The organism is Streptomyces phaeochromogenes, from assembly GCF_001418655.1.
GTDB lineage: Bacteria > Actinomycetota > Actinomycetes > Streptomycetales > Streptomycetaceae > Streptomyces > Streptomyces phaeochromogenes.
The window spans coordinates 24,680-34,597 of the sequence record NZ_LIQZ01000070.1 but is presented as its reverse complement, the minus strand read 5'-3'; the positions used below and the strand labels follow the sequence as shown (position 1 = coordinate 34,597).

General features: G+C 72.1%; 9 protein-coding genes. 5 read left to right on the top strand and 4 right to left on the bottom strand.

From position 1 onward, the window contains the following. Window positions 1-25: 25 nt before the first annotated feature. From AOK17_RS10390 to AOK17_RS10380, 3 genes are all read right to left on the bottom strand, one after another. Window positions 26-427 carry a DUF3040 domain-containing protein gene (locus AOK17_RS10390; protein WP_055612085.1) on the bottom strand — a complete coding sequence of 134 codons (402 nt, stop codon included), beginning with the start codon at window positions 425-427 and terminating at the stop codon, window positions 26-28. A gap of 289 nt (window positions 428-716) precedes the next feature. Then, window positions 717-1,544: a methyltransferase gene (locus AOK17_RS10385; RefSeq protein WP_055612084.1), complete on the bottom strand. Its 828-nt coding sequence runs from the start codon at window positions 1,542-1,544 to the stop codon at window positions 717-719. 449 nt (window positions 1,545-1,993) lie between these two features. Next, complete coding sequence (locus AOK17_RS10380; protein ID WP_055612083.1) at window positions 1,994-2,563, bottom strand: SAV_6107 family HEPN domain-containing protein; 570 nt, start codon at window positions 2,561-2,563, stop codon at window positions 1,994-1,996. A 181-nt stretch (window positions 2,564-2,744) separates the two neighbouring features. On the opposite strand from AOK17_RS10380, the gene AOK17_RS10375 reads away from it, so the two are divergent. The 5 genes from AOK17_RS10375 to AOK17_RS10355 all read left to right on the top strand — a co-directional run bounded on the left by AOK17_RS10375 (window position 2,745) and on the right by AOK17_RS10355 (window position 8,808). After that, on the top strand, window positions 2,745-3,524 hold the full coding sequence (locus AOK17_RS10375) for an ATP-binding cassette domain-containing protein (protein WP_055612082.1): 780 nt from the start codon (window positions 2,745-2,747) through the stop codon (window positions 3,522-3,524). Beyond that, window positions 3,496-5,580 (top strand): YhgE/Pip family protein, encoded by a 2,085-nt coding sequence (locus AOK17_RS10370; protein ID WP_055612148.1) that lies wholly within the window; start codon window positions 3,496-3,498, stop codon window positions 5,578-5,580. The genes AOK17_RS10375 and AOK17_RS10370 overlap by 29 nt, the downstream gene beginning before the upstream one ends. A gap of 11 nt (window positions 5,581-5,591) precedes the next feature. Beyond that, on the top strand, window positions 5,592-6,233 hold the full coding sequence (locus tag AOK17_RS10365) for a TetR/AcrR family transcriptional regulator (protein ID WP_055612081.1): 642 nt from the start codon (window positions 5,592-5,594) through the stop codon (window positions 6,231-6,233). A 358-nt stretch (window positions 6,234-6,591) separates the two neighbouring features. Further along, window positions 6,592-7,206 carry a DUF4126 domain-containing protein gene (locus AOK17_RS10360; RefSeq protein ID WP_055612080.1) on the top strand — a complete coding sequence of 205 codons (615 nt, stop codon included), beginning with the start codon at window positions 6,592-6,594 and terminating at the stop codon, window positions 7,204-7,206. 90 nt (window positions 7,207-7,296) lie between these two features. Beyond that, window positions 7,297-8,808, top strand: a complete 1,512-nt coding sequence (locus AOK17_RS10355) for a phytoene desaturase family protein (RefSeq protein ID WP_055612079.1) — start codon at window positions 7,297-7,299, stop codon at window positions 8,806-8,808. A gap of 97 nt (window positions 8,809-8,905) precedes the next feature. On the opposite strand, the gene AOK17_RS10350 is transcribed toward AOK17_RS10355, so the two are convergent. Further along, window positions 8,906-9,892, bottom strand: a complete 987-nt coding sequence (locus tag AOK17_RS10350) for an SCO2102 family sporulation regulator (RefSeq protein WP_055612078.1) — start codon at window positions 9,890-9,892, stop codon at window positions 8,906-8,908. Window positions 9,893-9,918 lie beyond the last annotated feature (26 nt).

The following is a 9,918-nucleotide window of genomic DNA, read 5'->3' as shown; positions in this document are numbered from 1 at the left end:
ACGTCTGTCGGCCCTGGCCCGGAGGCTACTGGCCGCCTTCGTCACGGCGCTTCTGCCAACGCTGTTCGATGCGATCCATCATGGAGCGCCGCTGCCGGCCCTGACGACGGGCCTGCGGAGCGCCCGGCGCACCCGTGGCGGGCTGTTCGCCCGGCTTGGGGGCCTTGCGCCAACCGGTGACGGCGAGCACTGCACAGCCCAGCATGACGAGAAAACCCACCACGCTCAGCCAGATCTGTACTGCGACCATTCCGGCCATGAGGAGCGCGATACCTACGAGGAAGCCCGCGACCGCCTGGTAGACCCGTCGCCGGGTGTACGTACGCAGCCCGCTTCCCTCAAGCGCTGTCGCGAACTTGGGATCTTCGGCGTACAGCGCTCGCTCCATCTGCTCGAGCATTCGCTGCTCGTGCTCCGAGAGCGGCACGGCGTCCTCCTCATCGTGCAGTCGCCGGGGCGACCGGGGGTCCCCTTCAGGATAGGCAGGGAATCGCCCCCGTGAAACCCGCCCCTCTGCGCCAATTCGCCAACCGGAACCCGCCATGGCGTTCCGATCCACTGAGGCGTAGATTCCCCAGCGACCGGCCCGTCATGCCGGACGGTCTCCCCCGATCATACGGCTCCGAGCGCCCGATCGGGGGGCCTGTGGCGTACTCCATCTGCCGTCGCGCCCCTGATCAGCGGCGCGCCTCCACAGCTCCCTCACGGGAGACGGCTCAGGTCTCGGTGGACTCGCGGGTCTCACCGAGCACATGGAGCTGCGTCGCCACGGAGTGGAAGGCGGCGAGTTCGGCCGCCGCGGCCTCCAGCTTGAGCAGGGCGTCCAGGGCCCCGGGTTCGGTGTCCACAAGGACTCCGGGCACCAGGTCCGCGAAGACCCGTACGCCGTGCACGCCAGCGACGCGCAGGCCCGCGCCCTCGACCAGATCGGTGAGCTGATCGGCCGTGAAACGCCGCGGTACGGGATCACCCTCGCCCCAGCGGCCGTCCGGGTCACCGAGGGCGTGCCGGGCCTCCGTGAAGTGGCCGGCGAGGGCGCGCGCGAGCACCGCTCCGCCGAGGCCGGCGGCCAACAGGCTGAGCACGCCTCCGGGACGCAGGGCCCCGACCGCGTTGCGAAGACCCTCGGCGGGGTCGTCCACGTACTCCAGAACCCCGTGGCAGAGCACCGCGTCGTAGCCGCCGCGCTCGACGACGTCGAAGAGGCCGTGGGCGTCGCCCTGGACGCCCTGGACGCGGTCGGCGACGCCTGCCTCGGCGGCCCGGCGCTCCAGCGCGAACAGCGCGTTCGGGCTGGGGTCCACGACGGTGACCCGGTGGCCGAGGCGGGCGACGGGCACCGCGAAGTTGCCGCTGCCGCCTCCGGTGTCGAGGACGTCCAGCGACTCCCGGCCCGCGGCCTTGACCCGGCGGTCGAGGGCGTCCTTCAGAACGTCCCAGACCACGGCGGTACGGAGAGAGGCGCGGGGGCGGGAGGGGTCGGAACGCGGCGATGTCGGTTGAGGGCGGTGGTGGGAGACGGGCGGGCGCATCGGGTCCGACACGGCAGTTGACTCCTCGGCACGGCCGCCGCCCTTGCGTACGGCGGAGCGATGGGGCGATGGGGATACCTCCCCCGCCCTGTCCGGCGCCGGGGAGATGCAGGCGTCCCAACCCTATTGCCTCGCGCCCCTGCGTCGGCCCTCCGTCTCGCGCGCCGGACGCCGCCCGCCTGCGGCCCCGCCCCGCCGGGCGAACCGGCGGAGCGAACCGGCGGACCTGCCCGAACCGACCCGCCCGGCAGCGAGCGCCACGGCGGGCAGCCGCACCGCGCCGGACAGGAGCCGGGCCGGACGGTCCGGGCGGCCTCAGGCGCTCCGGCACCGACCCACAGCCCCCGGGAGCCCCCGGGGTTCCTCGACCGGCCCACAGGGCCCGCACGGGCCCTCACAGGCCCGCAGAGACGGTCTCTGGCGGCTCCTGGTGACACCTCGGCCGCGGCTCCGGACGCCGCTCATCCCGCGTCCGGCACGTCCGGCACGTCCGGTGCACCCCGGCCGGGCTCCCGGTCGGCCTCCTGCCGCGGCTGCGGCAGGACCGGCTGGAGCACCAGCATGCGCTCGACGAGGCGGAGGAACATCGCCACATCGCGCAGCAGGTCGTCCGCGTCGCGGGTGGTCGCCGCGCCCTGGATGCCGGCCTCCGCGCGGGCACGGCGGCGGGCACCGGCGGCGAACAGCGCGCTCCACTCGGCGAGTTCGGGTGCTATCTCGGGCAGCACTTCCCAAGCGCTCCGGATCTTGGCCCGGCGCCTCGCGCTGGGCTCCGGGCGCCCGCGGGCGGCGAGCACGGCGGCGGCGGTGCGCAGGGCGGCGAGATGGGCCGTGGCATACCGCTCGTTCGGCGTTTCCAGCAGGGCTGCCTCGTCGAGTCCGGCACGGGCCTGGGCGAGCAGGTCGAGGGCGGCGGGCGGGGCCGTGGCCCGGCGGAGCACGGGGTGCACATCGCTCGCCGGGCCGGTCAGTGAGGGGGCAGGGCCGGTGGCGCGTCGCCGACGGGCGGCGGCTGCGGGGTAGGTGGCCATGACGAACCTCCTGTCGTCTGTGTGACGGCTCTGTGGCCGTATGTGTCCATCGTGAGGTATGCCACTGACAATCCGTTCTGACCTGGGCTTTTGCCTCGATCACAGGTTCGGTATAGCTTTTGCACTGACCAGTCAGTTCAAAAACCCGGTCGGCTCAAGGGCCCGGAGGGTGGGGGAAGTTGTGGACGGTCCGCACGGACTCGGCGTAAGGGCCGAGGACTTCGGGCTCAAGGGGCCCCGCGGGTGGGCGTTCCGCGGTATCGGCGTCGACGCGGAGCCCGGCTCGCTGATCGCGATCGAGGGGCCGTCGGGCTCGGGGCGTACGTGTCTGCTGCTCGCGCTCACCGGGCGGATGAAGCCCACCGAGGGGCAGGCGCGGGTCGGGCAGTCGGAGCTGCCGAAGCAGATGGCGGCCGTCCGCCGGTTCAGCGCACTGGCCCATGTGCCCGGTGTCACCGACCTGGAGCCCGCCCTGTCCGTCGCCGAGCACCTGCGGGAACGGGCCCTGCTCCAGCGGCGGTTCGGCGGTTCCGTACGCGGACTGCTGCGGCCTCGATCGGAGCGGGTGACGGAGGCGCGGCTGCGCGTCGACAGCGCGCTGGCCGCCGCCGGGCTCGACCGGGAGTCGCTGCCCAAGGGGTCCCGGACCGCGGTGCGCGACCTGGAACGCGTCGAAGCACTGCGGCTGTCCGTTGCGCTCGCCCTGATCGGCCGTCCGCGGCTGCTGGGCATCGACGACACCGACCTGAAGCTCTCGCAGGCCGAACGGGCCGAGGTCTGGGCGCTGTTGCGCTCCCTGACCGAGGCCGGGACCACGGTCGTGGCGGTGTGCAACGAGGCCCCCGAGGACGCGGTCGTGGTGTCCACGGGGCCGGCCGACGGACAGACCCGCCAAGACGAGGACGACACGGAAGACAAGGAGACCGCGGATGCTGCGCTCGCCGAAGCTGGCCGCGCTTGAGCTCAGGCGCTTCGGCAGGGGAAGGCTCCCGCGCGCGGCCCTGGTCGCGCTCCTGTTGCTGCCCCTGCTGTACGGCGCCCTCTACCTGTGGTCGTTCTGGGACCCGTACGGCCGTCTCGACCGCATCCCCGTGGCGCTCGTGAACGACGACAAGGGGGCGACGGCGGCCGACAAGAAGATCGTGATGGGTGACGAGATCACCAAGGGGCTGCGCGAGAGCAAGACCTTCGAGTGGCACGAGGTGAGCTCCGCCGAGGCCCGTGAGGGCGTCGAGAACGGCAGTTACTACCTGTCGCTGACCATGCCGTCCGACTTCAGCCGGCGGATCGCCTCCAGTTCGGGCGACTCGCCGGAGACGGGCGCCCTCCAGGTGCGTACGAACGACGCGAACAACTACATCGTCGGGCAGATCTCGCGGACGGTCTTCGCGGAGGTGCGTACGGCCGCCTCGACCAAGGCGTCGCGGTCGTTCCTCGACAAGATCTTCGTCTCGTTCTCCGACATCCACGGGGAGACCACGAAGGCCGCGAAGGGGGCCGACACGCTCAAGGGCGGGATCGGGAAGGCCAAGAAGGGCTCGAAGGACCTCGCGGACGGCCTGAAGGACGCGGAGACGGGCAGCGGCAAGCTCTCCGCCGGCCTGAAGAAGCTCGACAAGGGCGCGGGCGACCTGGAGGACGGTTCACGGCAGGTCTCGGAGGGGACGCAGACGCTCGCGGACAAGGTCAACGGCGTCGCGGACAAGGTGGGGCCCTTCCTGAAGGGCAACGAGAAGGAGATCGGCGACACGGCTCAGCTCGTCGCGGACTCCGCCTCGACGATCCGCCGCAACCTCGACACGCTGGTGAAGACGGCCCCGACGGCCGCCAAGGACGCCCGCACGGCCTCCGACACGCTGAACGCCGTCTACAAGGCACGCTGCGAGACCCTGCCGCTGCCCGACGCCGCCTGCCCGGAGCTGAAGAAGGCGAAGGAGGCCGCCGCCGACGTGGCGAAGGTCGCCGACGACGTCAACACGCTGGTGGCCGGCCAGGACGGCGACCTGGACACGCTCGACAAGCATCTGGCCGCCCTGGAGAAGCAGGCCCAGGCGCTGGCCGACCGTTCGCCGCACCTCTCCGAGGACCTCGCCACGACCGTCTCCAAGGTCAACGCGCTCAACAAGGGGGCCGGAAAGGTCGCCAAGGGGGCGAAGACGCTGCACACGGGGCTCGGCACGGCCAAGTCCGGCGCGGCCGACCTGGACACCGGTGTCGGCGAACTCAGTACGGGAGCGGGCGACCTCGAAGGGGGCATGTACAAGCTCGTCGACGGCTCGGGGAAGCTCGCCGGTGGACTGCACGACGGCGCCGGCCGGATCCCCGACTACGACAAGAGCGACCGCGACCGACGCACCGAGGTCATGGCCGACCCCGTACAACTCGCCTCGAAGGACCTGCACAAGGCGCCCAACTACGGCACGGGTTTCGCCCCGTACTTCATTCCGCTCTCCCTGTGGGTGGGCGCGATGGTGGCCTACATGCTGATTCCGCCGCTCAACCGGCGCGCGCTCGCGGCGGGCTCCTCCGCCTGGCGCATCGCGCTGGCGGGCTGGCTGCCGGTGGCCGCCCTGGGGGCGCTCCAGACGGTCGCGCTGATGTCCGTGCTGCACTGGGGACTCGGCCTGGAAATGGCGCGGACGGCCGGGACGGTGGGCTTCCTGTTCCTGGTGACGGCCTGCTTCGCGGCGATCGTGCAGTGGCTGAACGCCCGCTTCGGAGCGGCCGGCCGGATCCTCGTCCTCGCCTTCCTGATGCTGCAGCTGACGTCGGCGGGCGGCACGTATCCCGTGCAGACCAGTCCGGGGTTCTTCAACGCGATCCACCCCTTCATGCCGATGAGTTACGTGGTCGACGCCCTCAGGAGGCTCATCACGGGCGGCGGCCTCGGCCCGGTCTGGCAGGCGTGCGCCGTCCTCGCCGCGTTCACCGCCGGCGCCCTCGCGCTCACCGCCGTGTCCGCCCGGCGACGGCAGGTATGGACCCTCGACCGACTGCACCCGGAGCTGAGCCTGTGACAATCGGGGCCATGGAAAGCAGCAGGACGGTGGACAGCGGCGGCGGCCGGAGACAGGCGACCCGGCAGAAGCTCTACGAGGCGGCGGTGACCCTCATCGCGGAACAGGGCTTCTCGGCCACGACGGTCGACGAGATCGCCGAACGGGCCGGTGTGGCCAAGGGCACCGTCTACTACAACTTCGCGAGCAAGTCCGTCCTCTTCGAAGAGCTCCTCCGGCACGGAGTGGGCCTGCTGACCGCCTCTCTCCGGGAGGCGGCGGAGGGGACCGCCCGGGACGGCGGCAGCAAGGTCGACGCACTGGACGCGATGATCCGGGCGGGCCTCGTCTTCATCGACCGCTACCCGGCCTTCACGCAGCTGTACGTGGCGGAGCTGTGGCGCACCAACCGGGCCTGGCAGTCCACGCTGATGGTGGTCCGTCAGGAGGCCGTCGCGGTCGTCGAGAACGTCCTGCGCGACGGGATCGCCAACGGCGAGCTGAGCGACGAGATCGACACCCCGCTGACGGCGTCGGCGCTGGTCGGCATGGTGCTCGTGGCGGCCCTGGACTGGCAGGCGTTCCAGCCGGAGCGCTCCCTGGACGACGTCCACTCGGCGCTGTCCCGGCTGCTCCAGGGAAGGGTCGGCGGGGACGGGCTCGGACACAAGTGAAGCGCCGGTCCGGAGTGGCCGCGTCCCCCGCGGGCCACGCCGGACCGGCGCCCCATCTGTGCTCCCCCGTGTTTCCCCGTACTCCCCGTTGGTTCCCCCGTTCCGGTCTCCCCCGGGTCCCCCCGTGTCTCGCTCCCGCCGAGTTTCTCGGCGGAAGGAGCGGACAAGGGCGCTGCACCGTTCCGCCGCCCCGTGTCGGCGGTACCGGAGCCGCGCCCCTTTCCGTGCCTCCACTCTCTCGTTCACGCAGGTCGGCACCCATCCGCGCGCGTACTCAACTCACTCCCTAGGTACGGATACTCAGCCGTACGCACTCATGCCCAGGACGCGCCGTTGCCGACTGGTTACGATCGCCTCCGTGTCCGTACTCCCCCTGGTCTTCACCAGCGGCTGGGCCAGCGGCATCAACGCGTACGCGGTGGTGCTGCTTCTCGGCCTCTTCGGCGCGACCGGGCTGACCGACGAGGTGCCCGAGTCGCTGCAGCGCCCCGAGGTCCTCATCGCGGCGGGCGTCCTGTTCGCCTGCGAGGCCGTCGCCGACAAGATCCCGTACGTGGACTCGGTGTGGGACAGCGTCCACACCGTGATCCGCCCGGTGTCCGGGGCCGTCGTCGCGGCGCTGCTGGCCGGGCAGAGCGGTTCGCTGTCCGAGCTGGCGGCCGGGGCGATCGGCGGCTCGTCGGCGCTCGCCAGCCACACCGTCAAGGCCGGGACGCGGATGGCGGTCAACACCTCGCCGGAGCCGTTCAGCAACTTCGTGCTGAGCACCGCCGAGGATCTCGGGGTCGCCGGGATCATCACCTTCGCGATGTTCAACCCGCAGGCCGCGGCGATCATCGCGGCCGTCCTGCTGGTGACCGGTCTGGTGGTGCTCTACTTCCTGATCTCGCGGATCAGACGGTTCCTGCGCCGCAGGGCCCAGCGCCGCGAGGAGAAACGACTCGCGGAACGGGTGGGCCGCCGACCGGGCTGACCCGGGACCGACCTCCGGCTGCCCTGGGTCGGCCCCCCGCCGCACAGGCCCGGAGGCCGGCTGTCAGTGGCGGCCGATAAAGTCCCTGGCATGGCACGAATTGCGGTGATCGGCGCAGGCATGGGCGCGATGGCAGCCGCCGCCCGGCTGGCCGTCGCGGGCCACCGGGTGGTGGTGTACGAGCGCGCGGCGACGTACGGCGGGGCGGTGGGCCGCTTCGAGCGTGACGGCTTCGCCTTCGACACCGGCCCGGGGCTGCTCCAACTGCCCGCGGTCTACCGCGACCTGTTCGTCAAGACGGGCAAGGAGCCCCTGGAGGCCTGCGTCGACCTGGTCCAGGTCGACCCGGCGGCACGGCACGTCTTCGCCGACGGCACGGACGTCTCGCTGCCCAACGCCTCCCGCGCGGGGGTCGTCTCGGCCCTGGACGAGGCCCTGGGGGCGGGCGCGGGCGAGCGCTGGGGCGACTTCCTGGTCCGGGCGCGCGAGGCCTGGGACCGGACGCGCCGCCCGCTCCTGGAGGAGCCGCTGTGGCCCAACTGGCAGGTGCTGGCCGAGCGTGAGCCCTACCCCGCGCTGCGGCAGCGCCGGCTGCTGCGCACCCGCACGGCACGGACCCTCGCGGAGGTCGGCGCGTGGGAGCTGGCCGACCCCCGTCTCGCCGCCCTCCTGGAGAGCCACGCGCTCGCGTACGGCCTCGACCCGCACACCGCCCCGGCGAGCGCGGCGGTCCTGCCGTACATGGAGCACGCCTTCGGCGCCTGGTATCTGCGCGGCGGAATCCGTGAGTTGGCGCGCGCCGTGTACGAGCGGTGCCTGGCCCGCCGGGTGGAGTTCGTCTTCGACGCCGAGGTCGTCTCGGTCACCGAGAAGGACGGCCGGGCGGCGGGCGTGGAACTGCGCGACGGGACCGTCGCCGAGGCGGACTTCGTCGTGGGCGGCCCGCAGGAGCTCCTGAAGGCCCTGACGGGTCGCGACAGTCTGTACGAGGGTGACGCGCCCGAGTCACACCCCGCGTCCCTGACCTGCGGCAAGGTCGTCGTCTGCCTCGCGCTGCGCGGCCCGCGCGAGCCCGGAGCCGTACACCGTACGGTCGTGCACACGACGGACCAGGCCGACGAGATGACCCTCTTCGAGATCGGCAGGCCGGCGACGCGGCCCACCGTGTGGGTGGACCGGCCGGACGATCCGCTGCTGCGCCCGGACGACGACCACGAGTCCATGGTGCTCACGGCGACGGTGCCGTCCCTGGCACACCACGACTGGACCGCCGACGGTACTGCCGACGCCTTCGCCGACCGCATGGTCGAGGCCGCCGAGCGGGCGATACCGGGCCTGCGCGAGCGCGTGCTGTGGCGCGAGGTCCGCACCCCGGTGGACACGGAGAGGGAGACGGGTGCCGAGGGCGGCGCCGTGCCCGCTCCCGCGCTGGCCGGCGCGGAGGGCACACTGCTGCGGCCCGCCAACAGCACGCGTGTACCGGGCCTGTTCACGGTCGGCGGCTGGGCGCACCCCGGCGGCGGTCTGCCGCACGCGGGGATGTCAGGCGCGCTGGTCGCCGGACTCGTCGTGGAGGGGCCGGACTTCCGGGGCTCGCAGTGAGTGACGGCGACGGGACGACGACCGGGGCGCGTTGAGCCCCGGTCGGCACCGACTCACCCAGTACGGGTACTGACCGGAACCGTTACTGCCGGCTCACTCAGAACCGGTACTGCTCGTCGTACCCGCCGCCCTGCTGTCCGTTGCCGCCATTGGTCCCGTTGTTCCCGTTGCCGTCGTACGGATACGACTGCTCCGGCGGGAGTTCGCCGCCGTACGGGTCCTCGGTGTTGCGCTGCTGAGGCACCCATACACCGCCGGCCGGGGTCTCAGCGGCGTAACCGCCGTTGGTGGCGTACGGGTCCTGGGTGTAGCCCTGCTGCGTGTACTGCTGCTGCGAGGCGTCGTAGGGCTGCCCGTACGACGCGGCGTCATAGGCCTGCGTGCCGATGTACGGGTCGGAGTAGGCGGCGTACTGCTGTTGCTGCCCGGTGTCGTAGCCGTACTGCTGCTGGTCGTAGCCGGAGTAGCCGTCGTACCCGTAGTTCTGGCCGAGCGGGTCCTGGCCCTGCTGTCCCTGTCCCTGTCCCTGGGCCTGCGCGGCAGCCGCGTACGCCGGGTCGGTGGCGGCAGCGTAGGCGGCGTCGCTGTACACGCCGTACTGACCCGTGTCGTCGGGCAGCGGCTGCGGCTCGTAGACGGAGGTCGACTCGGCGGCGGCCGTGGGGCGTTGGCCGAAGACCGAGTCGTCGCGCCCGTAGGGGTCGTCCTGGCCGAAGTCCTGGCTGGGAAACGTCGTGGTCTCCGCGGCGTGGAGGTCGGAGACCTCAAGGGTCGGGTCCTTGCGCTCCTCGCCGCGGCGGCGCTTGCTGGAGCCGGTGCGTCCGCCGCCGAGGCCGTTGACGGCCCAGCCGGAGGCGAATCCGCTGCGGAACGAGAGCGTGACGTACGTCTGTCCGACGGCGAAGGCCGCGGCACCCAGGCCGATGACCAGCACGTTCGGAATCAGGACACCGAGGACCACCCCGAGGAAGCCGGCGAAGGCGAGCAGCCGCCAGCGCAGCCGCGCCTTGTACTGCAGCAGTACCTCGCCGAGCAGCCATAGCGCGACGATGCCGAATGCGATGTAGAGGACCGTCCAGCCCATGTACGCCCCTCTCCCAGGTGACCGCT